Annotated in this window: 16 protein-coding genes; 6 read left to right on the top strand and 10 right to left on the bottom strand. The window is 44.7% G+C overall.

Annotated features, from left to right (window positions below; translation table 11 throughout):
- Positions 1–34: 34 nt before the first annotated feature.
- The 5 genes from menE to Q4591_RS03695 all read right to left on the bottom strand — a co-directional run bounded on the left by menE (position 35) and on the right by Q4591_RS03695 (position 5,906).
- Positions 35–1,603 carry an o-succinylbenzoate--CoA ligase gene (gene menE, locus Q4591_RS03715; RefSeq protein ID WP_102531319.1) on the bottom strand — a complete coding sequence of 523 codons (1,569 nt, stop codon included), beginning with the start codon at positions 1,601–1,603 and terminating at the stop codon, positions 35–37.
- A 1-nt stretch (position 1,604) separates the two neighbouring features.
- The gene (gene menC / locus Q4591_RS03710; protein WP_241901067.1) at positions 1,605–2,783 is read right to left on the bottom strand and encodes an o-succinylbenzoate synthase; all 1,179 of its coding nucleotides are present in this window, start codon (positions 2,781–2,783) and stop codon (positions 1,605–1,607) included.
- A gap of 11 nt (positions 2,784–2,794) precedes the next feature.
- Positions 2,795–3,565: a 2-succinyl-6-hydroxy-2,4-cyclohexadiene-1-carboxylate synthase gene (menH, locus tag Q4591_RS03705; RefSeq protein WP_102440149.1), complete on the bottom strand. Its 771-nt coding sequence runs from the start codon at positions 3,563–3,565 to the stop codon at positions 2,795–2,797.
- Positions 3,565–5,292 carry a 2-succinyl-5-enolpyruvyl-6-hydroxy-3-cyclohexene-1-carboxylic-acid synthase gene (gene menD, locus Q4591_RS03700; RefSeq protein ID WP_102476596.1) on the bottom strand — a complete coding sequence of 576 codons (1,728 nt, stop codon included), beginning with the start codon at positions 5,290–5,292 and terminating at the stop codon, positions 3,565–3,567. Before menD ends, menH begins: the two co-directional genes overlap by 1 nt.
- 179 nt (positions 5,293–5,471) lie before the next feature.
- On the bottom strand, positions 5,472–5,906 hold the full coding sequence (locus Q4591_RS03695) for an Lrp/AsnC family transcriptional regulator (protein WP_303459441.1): 435 nt from the start codon (positions 5,904–5,906) through the stop codon (positions 5,472–5,474).
- A gap of 140 nt (positions 5,907–6,046) precedes the next feature.
- Between Q4591_RS03695 and yjeH the strand changes: the two genes are divergently transcribed.
- Positions 6,047–7,321: an L-methionine/branched-chain amino acid transporter gene (gene yjeH, locus Q4591_RS03690; RefSeq protein WP_102440152.1), complete on the top strand. Its 1,275-nt coding sequence runs from the start codon at positions 6,047–6,049 to the stop codon at positions 7,319–7,321.
- 58 nt (positions 7,322–7,379) lie between these two features.
- Here yjeH and Q4591_RS03685 read toward each other — a convergent pair whose 3' ends face one another.
- Entirely contained in the window at positions 7,380–7,829 is a 450-nt protein-coding gene (locus tag Q4591_RS03685; protein ID WP_102440153.1) for a TerB family tellurite resistance protein, read from the bottom strand.
- Between the two features lie 133 nt (positions 7,830–7,962).
- The gene (locus Q4591_RS03680) at positions 7,963–8,502 is read right to left on the bottom strand and encodes a DUF2780 domain-containing protein (RefSeq protein ID WP_102440154.1); all 540 of its coding nucleotides are present in this window, start codon (positions 8,500–8,502) and stop codon (positions 7,963–7,965) included.
- Between the two features lie 180 nt (positions 8,503–8,682).
- On the opposite strand from Q4591_RS03680, the gene Q4591_RS03675 reads away from it, so the two are divergent.
- Both Q4591_RS03675 and Q4591_RS03670 read left to right on the top strand, forming a co-directional pair.
- Positions 8,683–9,426, top strand: coding sequence for a hypothetical protein (locus tag Q4591_RS03675; RefSeq protein WP_102440155.1), 744 nt, complete (start codon positions 8,683–8,685; stop codon positions 9,424–9,426).
- Positions 9,427–9,461: 35 nt separating this feature from the next.
- Entirely contained in the window at positions 9,462–10,865 is a 1,404-nt protein-coding gene (locus Q4591_RS03670; protein WP_102440156.1) for a tetratricopeptide repeat protein, read from the top strand.
- A 79-nt stretch (positions 10,866–10,944) separates the two neighbouring features.
- On the opposite strand, the gene Q4591_RS03665 is transcribed toward Q4591_RS03670, so the two are convergent.
- Both Q4591_RS03665 and Q4591_RS03660 read right to left on the bottom strand, forming a co-directional pair.
- Complete coding sequence (locus tag Q4591_RS03665) at positions 10,945–11,289, bottom strand: hypothetical protein (RefSeq protein ID WP_102440157.1); 345 nt, start codon at positions 11,287–11,289, stop codon at positions 10,945–10,947.
- Between the two features lie 226 nt (positions 11,290–11,515).
- Positions 11,516–12,493: a LysR family transcriptional regulator gene (locus Q4591_RS03660; RefSeq protein ID WP_102440158.1), complete on the bottom strand. Its 978-nt coding sequence runs from the start codon at positions 12,491–12,493 to the stop codon at positions 11,516–11,518.
- A 115-nt stretch (positions 12,494–12,608) separates the two neighbouring features.
- On the opposite strand from Q4591_RS03660, the gene Q4591_RS03655 reads away from it, so the two are divergent.
- From Q4591_RS03655 to Q4591_RS03645, 3 genes are all read left to right on the top strand, one after another.
- Positions 12,609–13,811 carry a multidrug effflux MFS transporter gene (locus Q4591_RS03655; RefSeq protein ID WP_102476595.1) on the top strand — a complete coding sequence of 401 codons (1,203 nt, stop codon included), beginning with the start codon at positions 12,609–12,611 and terminating at the stop codon, positions 13,809–13,811.
- Between the two features lie 170 nt (positions 13,812–13,981).
- Positions 13,982–14,635 (top strand): tRNA-uridine aminocarboxypropyltransferase, encoded by a 654-nt coding sequence (locus Q4591_RS03650; RefSeq protein ID WP_303459439.1) that lies wholly within the window; start codon positions 13,982–13,984, stop codon positions 14,633–14,635.
- Positions 14,636–14,639: 4 nt separating this feature from the next.
- Positions 14,640–15,017, top strand: a complete 378-nt coding sequence (locus Q4591_RS03645; protein WP_241901066.1) for a hypothetical protein — start codon at positions 14,640–14,642, stop codon at positions 15,015–15,017.
- A 26-nt stretch (positions 15,018–15,043) separates the two neighbouring features.
- On the opposite strand, the gene Q4591_RS03640 is transcribed toward Q4591_RS03645, so the two are convergent.
- The gene (locus tag Q4591_RS03640; protein WP_303459436.1) at positions 15,044–16,525 is read right to left on the bottom strand and encodes an ATP-binding cassette domain-containing protein; all 1,482 of its coding nucleotides are present in this window, start codon (positions 16,523–16,525) and stop codon (positions 15,044–15,046) included.
- Positions 16,526–16,587 lie beyond the last annotated feature (62 nt).

The following is a 16,587-nucleotide window of genomic DNA, read 5'->3' as shown; positions in this document are numbered from 1 at the left end:
AGCTGTTATTAGCTGAAAGCCGTGATAAAACAGCCTAAAGTGAGTCGAGGTTATATTGGCTCTTAACCGCAGCAATGATCTGTTTGCGAGGTATTTTTAAACTGGCGGACTCAATATTATCGGGCCAAGGGTAATAGTGACGCGGGCGCTTAAAGCGAGCGATAAACTTTAATAGCAGTGCTTCAATGCTGCCAATAACCTCGGTTGTTAGCTGGGCTTGGGGAGCTTTAAATTGAATAATTGCTGCTGGTAGCAAGCTAAATTTAGCATCATATTGGCCAAACACAATGGCCTGAGCGATATCAGGGTGAGCCCTTAAGGCGGCTTCAATTTCTTCTGGGTGAATATTTTCACCACCACAGATAAACATATTGTCTACGCGGCCCAGTAAATGTAACTGACCTTGGTCATCAAATTGGCCTTGGTCATTAGTGCAAAACCAACCGTTCTCATCAACAGGACGCTCAAGTATGGGCTCTGCTCGCTGCTGTGAAGCGCTTAGGGTGTGATCAGGGCTTGCTTGTAAATAGCCTAAAAATAAACATGGGCCTTTGACCCAAATTACCCCATCAACTAGCTTTAATTGCCGCTGTGGCAGCGCTGTACCTAAATGATTAGCGCTATTAATGGCCGCGGTAGTGATTTGTGAGCTCATCTCTGACATGCCGTAACTGCAAAAAGCGCTGATGTGTAACTGAGCTAGCTGTTTAACCAGTAGCAGATCGATCGCGCCGCCACCGAGCAATAATGCTTTTACATGTTTAAGTACTGTCGCATCAGTGTCTAAAATCTGGCTTAGCTGGGCAGATACTAACGATAAGTGGCTTAATGGCGTTTGGGCTAATTGCTTAACAAGAGGCTGCTCGGTACTGAGTACTATGGTGGCAGCGGCGATGGCGCAGCGATTAACAATGGCGAGGCCGCCAATATGAAATAGCGGTAATGATAATAACCAGCTATCCCCTTTATCTAGGTTGATATTTTCAGCTGAGCCTGTGGCGCTAGCAATATGATTACTAAGGCTATGAACCACTCCTTTTGGGGTGCCACTTGAACCAGAGGTCAGAATAACATTCACTGGCTGGCTAGCGTCGATAGCGAAGGGCCTGAGTGGCTTACTGGTATTTAGGTTAAGCTTAAATGTCACCTCAGTTGTGATAGGTTGCGGCTGTGCCTGTGTGGCTAATACTGATGCTAATTGCGGTGTTAAATCAGCCTCAGACCAATAGTAATTGATGTTAAAACGCAGGCATAGTTGGCTTATTTGCGCAGCAGGAAAACGGGGTGATATCGGAAAAAATAATGCCCCTAAATCAATACAGGCCCAATACAGGCAAATCATTTCCAGATTATTACGACTAATGCAGGCCAGTCGATGATTTTTTGCAACCCCTTGGCCGCTAAGTTGCTGCGCCAATGCTAATACCAGCTGACTTAACTGAGCATAGCTAATGGCGGTTTGGGTATCGTTACTCGCAGTTGATGCACTGGCGGTTTTATTGAAACCCGCTGTGAGCTCAGCGGCGCTATTCGGTAAGATGATTGCCACTGCATTTGGATGTTCAATAGCAGTTTGGTGCAGCGGCGATATCATGTTATTCATATTAATGCTCGCTATCGGCAATAAGGATCGATGCTTGATTGAGAGCTGCAGCTTGGGTGAGATCAGCGTCTTGATTGATCGTCGCTTCAGAAATCGTTTCGCGCTGCAGTAGCACACAAACCGCTTTATTCAGTTGCCCTTGTTCATCAATAAGCGGTTCACTAAAGCTTGATAGGGTATCGAGTCCTGGGGTTTCATCTGGAGTCAGCATATAGCTTAATTTAGCCAAGTCATTAATCCCAAGGTTTGCCTCTAAACTTGAGCTTAAAATGCAGCGCACGCCATGGCTATTGGCCTTGGTAATTAACCCTGTTAATTGATTAATGCCGCCTATGATGGTGGGTTTAATTACCAGCGCGGTTAGACCTTCAAGCATGTCAAATTGATACTTGCTGTCGTTTAAGCTTTCATCTAAAGCAAAAGGAATTTTAAGGGCTTGGTAAACCTGTTGGTTTTCTGCTGGGGTTTTACATGGCTCTTCAATATATTCAATGGCCGCTTTAGGCAAACACGCTAGAAACTCAATGGCTTGCTCAGGTGTAAAGCCTTGGTTGGCATCTAAACGGAGTTTAAGCTTTGGATTAAGCTCAAGTATTTGATGAATATATTTTATTTCCTGCTCGATACTGGCTTGGGCGACTTTCACTTTAACTGAGTAGCTGCGTTTATCTAATTGGGCCAGTTTTGCTCGTAACTTATTGAGATCTGAGTCTGGTTGATAATAGAAAAGGCCAATTTTACTTTGCATTGATTGAGCATAATCATATTGGGGATGATCAAACCCGCCATCAAGCTTAAGGGCTAATAAACTTAAGCCAAATGCAGCGGATGGATAAAGCTCAGCAGATGCCAATATCTCATTAATTTGAGTAAGGCTACTGCCTATTAAGCGTGGTAATAGGGTGGTGAGTTGTTCGATAACTGCGTCAAGTGATTCATGACTAAAACCGCTGAGCGCCACGCCTTCAATGTCAGTGCCAGACAGTGGCGCTATTTCAACAAAGCTTTGTTGGCCGCTAGTTAGACTTGCTGCAATGACTAAGCCGTGGCGGATATCAATACGTTGTTTAGCTACGGGTAAATGGGGCGCCAAGTTAATTTGATAACGATATAACTCAAGCTGACTAATACGTGGGGCATTCATTAAAACCTGGTTATTATTACTGTTAGCGGTTGCCATGAATGATGTCCTTAAGGGGTTAAAAGTTGGATGATCCTAGCGGCAAACATCTTAGGTTGCGCTTTATGGATATTGTGACCGCAATGAGCAATGGTGACTGTGTTAAGTTGCAGTTTTTGCTGCCACTGCTGGGCAAGTTGACTGAACTTACTGTCTTGTTCTCCCACTAACAGGTAGGCGGGGCAGTGTAATTGCTTCAGCACTTTTTCGCCATTTTGTTGTAACCCTAGCGAGGTACTTTTAAAACAGTGCAGCAGCGCTTGGGGATTGTTTTTACTGCGAATCGCAATCAGGTTTTTTCTCGCGTCCGTGGTTAAATTAGCAAATACTGGCTGTTGATACCATTGCTCGAGAAAGTCTCTAATAGGTTCGACGGCGAGCTTATCGGCCCACTTTTGATCGTGCTTGAGGCGTGCTTGTTTGTCGCGGCTGCTGGTTAAGCCTAAGTGCGCTGACTCCAGCAATAAACTTAATACTGCTTTGGGGTAAAGCTTGGCAATGTGCAGTGCAATACGGCCACCTAATGAATAACCTAACAAATGAAATTGGCTATAACCGAGCTGGATGACTTTATCGACAATAGACTGCGCCGCCGTTTCAAAGCCTGGGGTTGGCAATTCTAGCTGATTGTCACCATGGCCTGGTAAGTCGATACAGATACAGTGAAAGTGCTGACTTAAAATCTGTAAGCTTGCTTGCCAGTCTTCTTTTGACCCCAAAAAACCATGCAATAATACCAGTGCTGGTAAATTGGTGTCGCCAAAACGATTAATTATTGGCATTAGTGCTGCCTCACCCATTGTCCGATGAGTTTAATCTGATCGCTGGCCTGAGTTGGGCTGACATTCACTTCAATGACTGAGGTGCCTGCATATCCCATCGCATCGGCGTAGGCTTCATTAAAACTCGTTAAACTATCCACTTGATTATAGGCCAGACCAAACATGGCTGCTGCGTAGCCAAATTCTAAGCCATGGCTTAAGCGGTAATATTGCTCTCGAACGGCATCATTGGGTACCGGCAGCAGGTTAAAGATATTACCGCCGTCATTGTTTAAAATCACAATCACAAACGGGCTGTTAACGTGTTTGGTCATCGCCAGTGAGTTTAAGTCGTGCAAACTGGAAATATCCCCAATAAGCAAGGTGGTAGGCTGATTATTGGCTAATGCCACCCCAGTTGCGGTAGCGATTAAGCCATCAATACCCGATGCGCCGCGGTTAGTATAAATATCGGGTAGCTCGCAAATGATTGGTGCATACATATCGTATAAGCGTATTGGCAAGCTATTACCAATAAACCATTGATGTGATGCGCTTTGCTGCTGAGCGATATGCCGAACCACTTGCGGCTCACCAAAACTACTTTGATCAATATGCTGCGTCAGTAATGCTTCAATGTTTTGATTGTGCTCAACTAAGCTTAACGCCCAATTAGCTGCAGAGGAGCGAGGCCAATTGTTATTGCACATGGCAGTGATACTGGCTTGCCAAATTCGTTTTGATTGATGGTTTGGATCCAGTCGTTGCTGGTTTGCTAATACCTGCCAATAGCTATGCCATTGATGATTAGCAATAAAGCTGATTAAACGCTTAGAGATAAAGCGGCCACCAAACACCAAAATGCGGTCAGCTTGTTCAATAAATTTACTGGCTTTAGGATTTAGCAGCAGTTGATCGATATGGCCAATAACACTGGGGTGCTGCCTCAGTTGTGATTGCGCGTCGGCGACTATTGGCCAACCCAGTTTTTGAGATAATTCAATAATTTGCTTTGGGTTTTCTTGGGGGGATAAGGTTCCCGCCACAATGATCCCTTTGCCGTGTGCAAAACGCATCATAGTGTCTTGGCTAGGCAGATTGGTTTGAGCTAACTGGCCGTAATCCGTGTAAGGGTGAGAGTGGTTTAACCATGGCGTAATTGGCGTTACATAATCACTCATTGATTGGGCTAATTGCCCTAGGCTTTGAAGCTCTGTGGGATACAGAGGCTCTCGGTACATGCAATTGACATGTACTGGCTGGGTTAAATTTGCCACTGCTTCATCAATGGTGGTGAGCAAGGTATTAGGGCTGATGGCAAGATCCGGCGTCGGTAAATTCACTTGCTTAGCGTAATCAGCAAAAATGGCGGGCTGATTAATGGCTTGGTTAGCGCCGCAGCCAATGAGTTCAGGCGGCCTGTCGCCAGTTAAAATAATCAGCGGCACCTGAGTAAGCCAAGCTTCAATAATGGCGGGATACAGATTCGCCACCGCAGTGCCAGAAGTGGTGATGATGGCCACCGGGCTGTGACTGGCTTTAGCTAAGCCCAGCGCCATGAAACCCAGCCCACGTTCGTCAAAATGAAGGTGAGATTGCAAGCTTGACTGCGCCGCTGCGGCTAAGGTTAATGGGGTTGAGCGAGAGCCTGGCGCCATACAAACATGTTTAACACCCAGTCTGGCTAACTCTTCTAAAATGAGTGCGCCCCAAAGTAAATTGATGTCAGATGTCGGCTGTGATTGCATGTTGATAAACCTAATAGAAAACCAGTTACTAAGAAGTGTAACGCTATCAAGCTGCTATATCTAAGATTTCGGTTGGAAAATTATAAAAAGCTAGCTTGATAAGCTAAAAATAGCGCCAGTAAAGGGGAACAGATAAATTGCTACAATTCAAGCTAGCGACTTTGATTTAACCTAATAGCCTAATTACTGGGCTGGTTATTAATCCATTCACTCATCACCACGTGGGTTTTGATTTTAACGATATCGGCTTGGGCATCAATGTATTCCCGAATTTGATGTAAGCGCTTCATTGATGGGGCATTCACATACACTAATAAATCCATTTCGCCGGTAATGCCTTGGCACGTGATCACTTCAGGAATCGCGTGAAAAACATGGACTACATCAGCGCAATTAGCGCGTTCATGCTGGATTTCGAAATACGCTGAAACGCCTTCTTTTTGTGACTCGCTCAATAGCACTTGATAACCACGGATCACGCCGGTTTGTTCTTGCTTTTTGATGCGTTCAGTGACTGCGCTGCGAGATAAACTCACTTGCTCAGCAATATTTGAAATGCTTTGGCGGGCATTAAGGCGTAATGCGTTAATGATTAATTGATCGAACTTGTCCAAGGCTAACCCTCATTATGTTGGTTATTGAGCTAAATGCCGTCATTTTGTCGGTTTGTTCGGTGATCTTGCAGGTGATATGCTGCAGTTTGACAAGCGCTATCAGCTTATACTCTTACTAAATATCACTATAGATAAAGACAATGAATCAAATTACAGCAAGCATAGGGCGCTGGCAAGGCGCAGGACTGATGGCCACCACTTTGCTGGGCACTGGGGTATTTATATTGCCACAGATGACCATAGAGGTGGCTGGGAGTGGCGCTTTACTGGCGTGGATTATACTCACAGTCGCCATATTGCCGGTGGCAGTGGTATTTGGCTTGCTGGCAAGTCGCTTCCCCCATGCCGCAGGGCCAGCTTATTTTATTGAAAAAGCCTTTGGTATCACAGCAGGGCGCACCATAGGGCTGATTTTTTTATTAGTGATCCCCATTGGCGCCCCCGCAGCCATTTTAATGACCTTTCAATTTATGGATGCGCTGGTTGCTATAACAGGTTGGGGGCAATTGGCCGCCGAAATCGCCATTGTTGCTGTGTTATTGCTGCTTAATTATCGCGGCATTCAAGTGTCTGCCAAATTACAGTTTGGGCTAACACTGGCCATTGTGGCTGTAGTGACTGTGCTATTTGGCAGCAGCGGCGCCAACCTTGGGCAATTAACCTCGCTCTCTGCAGTCGCTAAACCAGAAGCGGCGAGCGTGATGTTAGCCATGGGCATCGGTTTTTGGAGCTTTTTAGGCATAGAAGCCATGACCCATTTAGCCAATGACTTTCGCGACCCGAAAAAAGATATGTTACCAGCAATGATGTTAGGCACTGTGTTGGTGGGGATTATTTATCTGGTATGCACCTTGTTGTTATTAATTGTGCCAGCTGAAGCTGAGGGCCTTGCAATGGTGCATGCTTTTAATCAGCTATTGAGCGGTTTGGGTGTGCCTGCCATTGGGGCGCAAGTTATCGGTGTATTAGGCATAGCAAGTGGCTTGGCAACGGTAAATGTATATTGTGCCAGTGCAGCGCGGCTACTTTGGAGTTTTAGCCAGCAAGGAATATTGCCCAAGTATTTTGAAAAATTGAACTCATACGGCGTACCTTTGCGGGCATTGGTGACCATTTTAGTGACTATGGTGATGGTTATTGTACTGACATTTATCACTGAGCAGAAACTTGAAGATCTGATTGCCTGGAGTAATGGGGTGTTTGTGATTATCTATTTATTAACCATGTTGTCAGCGGCAAAGTTACTCAGTAAAGCTTACTTACCTTTGGTGGTGGCGGGCTGTGTATTTTGTATTGGAGTGGGCTACGCACTCGCTGAGAATATGTGGTATTCGTGCATCTTAGTGCTGACCGTTGCGCCCTTCATCTATTGGCAGAAAAATCATTTAACTCGTAAGGCGCTAATAAGTGATTAGCTATAAGAGCTTAATTTTGTGAGGCTACCTCGACGCGAGTTAGGCCCTCAAAGAGCCCTTAACGTTGCTCCATGGCGATATTACGCATTTGAATAACTTCACTGTGCTTTAAATGCAGCAAATCTGCGGTGCGGCGAATGATTTGATCTTCATTGCGGCACAGTTTGCCGTCGGAGTAGGCAAGCTTCCACATCCCCAGTAACAGTTTCTGTTTTTGGGCGATGGAGCATTGGGCGTTTATTTCAGCGGTAAACTCGTACAATGAGGTGGCATTGCCTTGAATCAATTTGGCTTCAGCGATGAGCTCATCAGCGGCTTGCAGAGTCAAACCGAGATTCTTAGTGAGCATAGCTGGCAACATGGCCACCTCTTGCTCATCAAGGGTTTCATCTGCGTACATGACTTCAAGTAATAAACTGGCAGCAGCGAGATTAAGCTGACGCGCTTGATCTTCTGGGGTGGTCGCTTGGGTATGGGATTGTAAGAACTGTTTTAATTTAGCAATCATATTGCCTCCAATAAACAAAACGATGTATGCAGCTGTGTCAGCCTATGTGATGACTTTAGCTTAACAGAGACAATAATGCCGAGCGAATGGCTCGGCATTAATTAAAATTAATCCATTAACGATACCGCAAATGTTACATGATTGAACCAAGGCCTTTCATCAACATATCAACTGTGCCTTCAGAGCCGTTGCTTTCTAGATAAGACTTGGCAATATCGACCATAGGCGCCACGTATTCTTTTTTAATTCCAAGTGCTTCAAAGGTGTCATATACCATGCTCGCGCCTTCAAGTGACTTACCAATATCACCAGCTTGAGACAATAACCCTGTCATACCTGAATCTGAAGATAGTGCTGGCACTGCTGCCAATAGCGCATCAGTACCGGGAATGCTATCTGAAATTTGGCTAAAGTCTGAATCGCCCAAGTTAGATTGCGCTAAGCTTAGCAATGCCCCTAAACCACCTTCAGCTTGCTGCTGGTTTAACCCCAGCTGTGACATGACATTACCAACTAAATCAGTTGATTGTGCATCAGCAACCGCTTCAGTAGCGGCGACGGTTTCAACTTTTTCTTCATCACTACCAAAAATGTTATCTAACCATCCAGCTTGAGCGGGTGTGGTGACTGCAAATGCGGTTAATAAAAGGCTTACTGCGGGAGTCATTTTCATTGTGGCCGTCCTGTAGGTAATAATAATTGGATACTTTGGTTAACATTGTAACGCTATTAACAAAATTGTGACAATTGATTTAGGGAACTTCAGTCTAATGACGATATCAATTGTGCAAAAAACTGCTTTTTTCGGTATCCTTAGCAGTATATTTATCTTTTTTTGATTATTGGAACCCCCATGTCATTGTCTGCAATTTTGACTGAAGCATATAATTTCTTTCGTAACCACATTGTACAATTAGCATCATTAACAGTACCGTTGCTGCTACTCCAAGTCGTGATCCAATTATGGTTAGGCAGTGAACTGGCAGCCCAAGCAGAAGTAGAAGTACCACAATTTGGTGCAATGCATGGCGCTGCGATGATGGCGTTATTGCTGATTTTTTCACTGTTGATTTCGGCGCTAACCTTGTACCTAGAGGTGCGATCTCGTGGTCATGAAGTGACCCCTGGGATGATATTGAAAAACAGCTTCACTTTCGTGCCGCCGCTATTATTAGCTGGGGTGTTTTCTGGTTTAGCGATTTTAGCGCCGGTAATGCTGTTTGCTGTGTTTGGGCCGTTTTGGGTTGTAGGTTTGGCGATAAGCTTCTATTTATTTGCCCGTTTAGCTTACGTAAACTTTATGGTGATTGTAGAGCGCCTAACGCCACTAGAAGCCATTAAGAACAGCTTTAAGTTTTCATCTCCTATTGTGCTGAAAACAATGGCTATTTTGATGATGTATATTCCATTGTCATTAGTGGGCGGTACGGTATTATCTCTCGCTGAATTTGGCGGTTTTCCACTACAGGTGATCATCGACACTGTATTCGCATTCTTAGGCCTGTTTGTAAACGTGGCTTTATTCAGATTGTATATGGTTAATCGCAGCACTGATGTTAGCGAAGATGATACCAACAGCGATCATACAGAAATCTAATTAAGTGAGTTGATAGCCTTGAGGAGTTGCCCGAAGTGTTAAATGATATTGAGCTGATAGGCAGCTTCTCTCCTGACATTGTTGAAGATTACACTAAAGCCAAGAGCTATGTGCGAGATATTCCCACCCAGGCTTTGGTGTTTGTCAGAAGTTTTACCCATCAAGTTACTGCGTTAATCGCGGCTAAGCAGTCGCTAAAATTCACTAGCCCCAATTTATATGATCGCATCGAGCAGTTAAATCGCATGCGCTTGATTGATGTGCCTACGACGCGCGCGCTACATAAACTTCGTAGTGACGGTAATCGTGGCGCTCATCCTGAGAAATACCATCTAACCCAAGAGCAATTGGTTACGCTCGCTGAAAAAACCATTAAAAATAGCTTAGGGTTAATTGAGCTGCTATATCCGAAAGTCCACCAAAAAGCTGCGCCAGCATATAAATTTGAAGCTTTTGATTCTTTTGCTGGGCGAGAGTTGTGTTATCAAGCTGTCATGCATAATGATCCCCAAGCGCAATATCTGGTGGGGATGTCGCTCAAGTCAAAAGCATTAATGCAACAAGAGCAGGAGCAATCACTGCAGCAACCTGAACTTGAACAGGCCGAGTCAATCAGCACCTTTAAACAGGCGGCTTACTGGTTTGAGCTTGCGGCAACGGCGCATCATCAAGGTTTATTTGAACACGGTGTGGCGCTACTGCATGGTTACAGTGGTCATAAAGATGCGCTAAAAGGCGAGCAAGCCATTGAGCAAGCAGCACAAGCAGGTGTGATTGAAGCTAAAGCCTTATTGGGTTATTTCTATTTAGTGGGCTCTAAGCAGTTTCCGCAGGATATGGCATTAGCCGCGAATTGGCTTGAACAGGCCGCCGTGGCAGAAAATGCAGAAGCGATGTCGAATTTGGGGGTACTGTATTATCAGCAGCAACAGTTAACCGATGCATTTGAGTGGATTAGTAAAGCCGCCCAGACAGGTTATCCCCATGCGCAATACCATTTAGCCTTAATGCTCCATAATGGTGAAGGCTGTGAGGCTGATGCTAATACCAGTGAGCATTGGTTGGCAGAAGCGGCTGAGCAAGGTCAGCTTGATGCCATGTTTGCCCGCGCGCAGCACATGTTAAATGACGATGCTGGTTTGGGTAGCGATGGCTGTTTAGCCGAGCGCTACTTACGTGATGTGATCAATTATGGCCGCAGTGTCCCTGCTATGATTGAACTGAGTGTCGCTTTGGCCGATGGCATGTTAGGCCGCATTGATGTGGTGGAATCGGCATCCTTGTTAAAGCTGGCAAAACAGCATGCGAATGAACAACAAGCTGAAATTATTGACCCCATTTGGTTGTCGCTGCAAATTCAAATTGATAATGTGATTGGGCTTAAGCCCAGTGAACAAGAGTTAAAGTCATTGCAATATGCGCAGCATATTTTGGCTTAATCGTTTCATACATCCCAGATACCAAAACACCGCCAGCTGGCGGTGTTTTCATTGGTATAGCTAAACGCTAAGCAGCTTGTTAATCAGGATTGTGCTCGAAAGTGCGACCCGTGTTGCTGGGTTTGGCTTTTCGGAACATCTCTGATTTGTAGATAGATGATTCTCGCTGCATGTTGGGATTGCTACGATAAAACTCATTTGCTTGAGACTGCTGGCTGAAAATAGGCTGCATTCTAGGGGCTAGGTATTTACGCCCTAATAAGTTCAATCCGATGAAGCTGACTAGAGCAAACATCAGTAAAAACGGTAATAACACTAACGAGGTCAACGAAATCCCGATCACTAATAGCAATGATAATAGTGGGTGAAAATTCCCTAGGCGCTGTTTTAAATTTGTTTGATTAAACATTTGGTTAAAGTTCATTGTTACTCCTAAAATAACCTTTGAACATCGTCATCAAAATAGCACTGGATGACGATGAATTTAATACTTGAAGCATGACTATCGATGATCCCAGCGCCTAGGTCACGTTAATCATGGTTAATGTTTGTGCATTTTTGCGGCAATCTGGGCAGCAATTTGAGCCAAATTTTATCGTCAGTGATTGTGTTATGAAAAATGGGCTGGCTTATATTGCAGTATTGGGCGATTAAACCTGCGTGACAGCCGTTTGTTTTATCGCTTCTTCTACACTGCCACAAATGATATTTCTTAACCAAAGGTGACCCGGCGCTTGGCTGTTGCGTTCATGCCACAGTAGTACATAGGCCATGGGCATAAACTCAAATGGTAGCGGAATTTCAACCAGTGGATAAAGTAGTGCAGCATGCCTTGCAAAGCTCGATGGCAAAGTAAAAATTAAGTCACTGTGGGCGCAAATACTGGCAGCGCCATAAAAATCTGGCACGGTAGAGCTAATACGCCGATGTAAGTTTTTCTCTGCAAGATGGTAATCCAGCGCCCACCAATCATTGCCTTCACAGCGCACCTGCACATGAGCCATTTGCAGGTACAGCTCTCTATTCCAGTGACCGGCTTTAATTTGTGCCATTAGCGGATGATCTTGGCGGATTAAGCACACTTGCCTATCTTTAAATAAGGTCTGATATTTAATCCCATCAGGCAGTTGCTCTATTTTCAAATCAGCTTGAGGATGAGTATCACGACCTGCAATGCCAAAATCGATTTGCCCCAACTGTAAGTCTTGCATCGACTTTTCAGTCCACACATAAGAGTCTAACTTTACATTGGGTGCTTCTCTTAAAATGGTGCCGATAAAATACGGTAGCAAGGTTTCGTAGGCGCTTTCGACCATGGCAAATGAAAAATGCTGGTGGCTACTGGCAGCAATAAAGCTTGGTGGCTGCACTATTTGATGCAAACTTTGCAGAAGTTGAGGTAATTGTTGGGCAAGATTTACCGCATGGGCAGTGGGCTTTAACCCATGAGCTGTACGCTGAAATAGCGGGTCGTCTAAGGTTGCCCGTAGTCGGTTAAGGCTTTTGCTTAACGCTGACTGACTTAAATGCAGGCGGTTTGCGGCGCGAGTGACCGATTGTTCTTCAAGTAAGACTTGTAGAATGACCAGCAGGTTTAAGTCTATTTTAGCGAGATTATCAATATTCATGTGATATTCCTCAAGGGAAATTTACTTAGGAAATAATACCATTTCTATTCATACCATGAGTAGTCTAAAATGCCGCCCAATTAATCATTACCATGAAATGTAAGAGACCAATTCAATGAGACGTAACCTGCTACCAATACTGATGTTTATGGTGCTACTGAGCCCATTAGCCATCGATATATATTTACCATCCATGCCAACCATGGCGCTAGAGTATGGGGTAAGTGGTAGCCAAATTCAGTCAACATTAGTGTTGTTTTTGTTTGCCATGGGGCTGGGACAAATCCTAATTGGCCCATTAGCCGATCGCTTTGGCCGTAAGCCAATCGCCTTATTCGGTATTGTGTTATATGGCGTGAGCAGCCTAGTTGGCGCGATGGCGGTGGAGTTTGAAGTATTGCAACTTGCACGTGTTCTGCAAGGCTTGGCAGCTTGTTCTACTTCGATTGTGGTATTCAGTGCGGTTCGAGACTGTTATACCAGTCAAGAAAGCGTCAAAATGTACAGTTATTTAAATGGCGCTATTTGCGTTATTCCGGCACTGGCACCAACATTGGGCGGCTTATTAGCCCTGCAGTTTGGCTGGCGTTCAACCTTTATCTTTATGGCGCTGTACGCCATCATCGTATTGGCTATCGTTATTTTTAAATTCCCTGAAACTCGCCCAGCAAGCACAGACACTAGCGGTAAGCTTTATCGCTGGGGACGTTACAAGCCAGTATTAAGCGACCCACACTTCATGTTTTATGCTGCAACCTGTATGGCAGCAATGGCATCTATCATCACCTACGTATCATATTCGCCTATGTGGTTAATTGGCCATCTAGGGGTCAGTGAGTTGGCATTTAGTGGCTTATTTGGCCTCAATGCGGCAGTCAATATTGCGGCTTGTTTTGCTGCGCCAGTGTTAGTTAAGCGCATTGGTAATCGCCCAGGTGTGGTGGTGGCATTAACCTTGATGCTCATCGCGGCAGTCCTTGAGGTGGTGATGCAACTTGTAGGACCTGAAACCGGTTTAGCTGCAGGCTTTAGCTTTATGCTACCTATGATGCTGCTATGTATTGGTTTTGCGATATTACTCGGCCCAGCAACTTCAATGGCATTATCAGCCTTTGGTGAGCGCGCCGGTACGGCAGCAGCTATGTTAGGTTGTATTCAAATGAGCGGCGCATCAGTATTGGCGGCGTTAATTCAAATGACCGATATCACCGCACCTTATGCGGTAGCGATATTAATGGGCGGCTTGTCACTGGTGCTACTCATTATTATGTCATCAAAACGCTTGAATCATTTACATGTTGAGCAAGTTCATCCTTAAATTATAGGTAAGTCTTATTTAAATCATGGTGTTATGATTTAAAGGGTGCTAAGTCAATAAATCAGTCAACGCCGCAAATTAGTTTGCGGCGTTTTAATTTATTTAGATTATAAAATTCAGTTACAGGCTCTTAATTACACAGCATTCTTATTTATTGTAATTGGTATAAAATGGCCTTTAATTGTATTGATATGTTCAAGGAGTGGGTTATTAGAATTATCTGTAAAAGTTGTGGCTACCCACAGTCGGCTTGTATCTGTGATAGCGTGACTAAGATGGAGGCTAAAACTGAGGTGATTGTGCTGCAGCACCCCTCTGAAGTTGAGCATGCAAAAAATACTGTTAAATTGCTGAGTTTAACCCTGCCGCAAACTCAAGTGGTGGTGGGTGAGAGCGCTGATGACTTTGCGCTATTGCGACAACAGCTGGCTGCGGCCAATAAACCTGTGTATCTGGTGTATCCCTGTGAAAATAGTCAAAATGCTGCGGACTCGTCAGTACCAGCAGATTGCTGTATTTTATTAATTGATGGCACCTGGCGCAAAGCATTCAAAATGTTGCAGCTTAATCCGTGGTTATTGGAGCTTCCGGCATTGCATATTGAATTTGAAGGGGTTTCACAATATCTTATTCGCAAGGCCAAACGTAGCGACAGTTTATCAACACTGGAAGCCACCGCTTATACATTGCAAGCAATCGATAGCGAACTTGATATCAGCCCGCTATTTAGCGCCTTTGATGCCATGGTGCAACATAAGCTCAATGCCATGCCTGCTGAGGTGCGAGCCCGTTATATTGAGTCTAAAAACAACCAGGAAGGTTAATTGTATGTCGCTAAACTTATATTCAAACAGTCTATTAAGGCTAATGAGCAAGCTATTACTGCTTTCAAGTTTGCTAGGCGTTATTGCCGTGGCTGCTCAGGCATCTGATAAGCCGCGACTGACCTTGTCGCAACAAGCTGAGCAAGGTCGAATCGACTCGAAAAAGACGGAGCAAAGTCAGCTTGAAAAAGCCCGCCAAGCAGCCAGCGACACCAGCAGTCGTGAGCAAGAAATTATTGAACGCCAAGAGCCTGGTGAGTGGCAACAACAGCAGTTAGAGAAATCTCAAGCGCAGTTTCAACAGCGAGAATCTCGGGCGGATAAATATTTGCGTGAGGCTAAAGAAGCTGCAGCTAAAGAGCGTAAAATCGAAGAAAAGTAAGCGCTTTGGCAATGCAGCACTATTAACTAGCTGATTAGCGCTTTATAGCCACCGGTTTTTGCATCGGCAACAAATTCCAGATAGTTATTAATACTGTCTAAACTGTCCTCATGGTAATGGGACACATATAGCAGCTGACTGAGGTTTTCTCTGGCGATCAGTTCTAGGGTATTTTTGACTAAGCGAATACCCAGATAATCTAACCCTTGATAGGGTTCATCTAAAATCAATAATGTCGGCTGTTTCACTAATGCTCTGGCAATTAACAATAGTCGCTGTTGGCTGTAATCCAGTTGCTTAAACGAGACTTTGGCATAGTGGGACATATGCAAAATGCTGAGCCAATCTTGGGCGATATCTTGCTGGGCTTGGGTGGCTTTTTGGTACAGGCCGATAGAGTCATAAAAGCCGGATAAAATCACATCTTTAGCGCTGCAACCGACGCGATACTGCAAGTGTAATGCCGATGACACCATGCCGATATGCTGCTTTATTTCCCAAATACTTTCTCCAGTGCCACGTTGCTTACCAAAGATATGAATATCATTGCTGTAGCATTGTGGGTGGTCGCCAAAAATAAGCCCTAACAAGGTACTTTTACCACAGCCATTGGGCCCTTTTACCTGCCAGTGTTGGCCTTTATCAATGCGCCAATTAACCTCAGTAAAAATGGTTTTATCACTGTAAGCCACCTTGCCATTTTTAAGTTCAAAGATGGGGTTATCAAATGGGCTTTGATGGCGGTGGCGCTGCATGATAGCCAGCATCTGCTCGCTTTGGACTTTAGATTGGGCGGTAATTTGGCTTATAACAGGGTGTTGCTCCCAGCTGGCTTTATCCATGATGCTATCAAGTTTGCTGTGGCTGAATATAGCAATCTGATCTATCCATGTGGGCATATCTTCCTCGCGAGAAAATATCACCATCATTTGAATATCAAGCTGACTTAGATAAGCCGTTAAGCTTTTACGATGGCTAATGTCGAGCCCTGAATAGGGATTATCTAACACTAAAAAATCCGGCTCGCTAGCAAGGGCAATGGCTAGCATCACGCGACGGGTTTCGCCCGTTGAAAGTTCACGAAACCCGCGCTGTTGCAGCTGAACTAAATCAAGCTCCTCAAGCAGTTTGTCGGTTAATGTTTGCTTATGGCAATGGGCAAAAATTAATCCCGCGACCGTAGTGCCTTTATCGGCATAATCTAAAAAGTCACTGTCATCATTGGCGAGTTCAAGTGCTAATAACCTTTGTTGCTCAGCGAGTGAGACCTGAGCAACTCGGCCTGAGGTTTTATGTATCGCACCTGCGGTGACCTCAATGCTTGATGTATTTGATGTGTCAGAGCCAACGCCCACAGGTACATCTGCTAATAAGTCACCGATCATGGCACCAATATCACTGTGGGCGCTGAATACTCCCCAGGATTGGCGATGTTCAATTAACCACTGTTCAATCTCCAATGAGTTACTAGCACCGGCTGCGGTTAATTGCTCAAAGGTGATTTTCATGGGCTAGGACTCTCGATTTAAAATTAATAGTGGCCATAGATTATCAACACAATGTCATCAAC

The organism is Shewanella sp. 3_MG-2023 (assembly GCF_030548765.1).
In the GTDB taxonomy this organism is placed as follows: Bacteria; Pseudomonadota; Gammaproteobacteria; order Enterobacterales; family Shewanellaceae; genus Shewanella.
This window is presented reverse-complemented; position numbering and strand designations above follow the sequence as displayed.

Bases quoted from the DNA above. Each gene is read 5' to 3' on its own strand.
- menE (WP_102531319.1), bottom strand. From the start codon at position 1,603: ATGAATAACATGATATCGCCGCTGCACCAAACTGCTATTGAACATCCA.
- menC (WP_241901067.1), bottom strand. From the start codon at position 2,783: ATGGCAACCGCTAACAGTAATAATAACCAGGTTTTAATGAATGCCCCA.
- menH (WP_102440149.1), bottom strand. From the start codon at position 3,565: ATGCCAATAATTAATCGTTTTGGCGACACCAATTTACCAGCACTGGTA.
- menD (WP_102476596.1), bottom strand. From the start codon at position 5,292: ATGCAATCACAGCCGACATCTGACATCAATTTACTTTGGGGCGCACTC.
- yjeH (WP_102440152.1), top strand. From the start codon at position 6,047: ATGAATCAAATTACAGCAAGCATAGGGCGCTGGCAAGGCGCAGGACTG.
- Q4591_RS03685 (WP_102440153.1), bottom strand. From the start codon at position 7,829: ATGATTGCTAAATTAAAACAGTTCTTACAATCCCATACCCAAGCGACC.
- Q4591_RS03680 (WP_102440154.1), bottom strand. From the start codon at position 8,502: ATGAAAATGACTCCCGCAGTAAGCCTTTTATTAACCGCATTTGCAGTC.
- Q4591_RS03675 (WP_102440155.1), top strand. From the start codon at position 8,683: ATGTCATTGTCTGCAATTTTGACTGAAGCATATAATTTCTTTCGTAAC.
- Q4591_RS03665 (WP_102440157.1), bottom strand. From the start codon at position 11,289: ATGAACTTTAACCAAATGTTTAATCAAACAAATTTAAAACAGCGCCTA.
- Q4591_RS03660 (WP_102440158.1), bottom strand. From the start codon at position 12,493: ATGAATATTGATAATCTCGCTAAAATAGACTTAAACCTGCTGGTCATT.
- Q4591_RS03655 (WP_102476595.1), top strand. From the start codon at position 12,609: ATGAGACGTAACCTGCTACCAATACTGATGTTTATGGTGCTACTGAGC.
- Q4591_RS03650 (WP_303459439.1), top strand. From the start codon at position 13,982: ATGGCCTTTAATTGTATTGATATGTTCAAGGAGTGGGTTATTAGAATT.
- Q4591_RS03645 (WP_241901066.1), top strand. From the start codon at position 14,640: ATGTCGCTAAACTTATATTCAAACAGTCTATTAAGGCTAATGAGCAAG.
- Q4591_RS03640 (WP_303459436.1), bottom strand. From the start codon at position 16,525: ATGAAAATCACCTTTGAGCAATTAACCGCAGCCGGTGCTAGTAACTCA.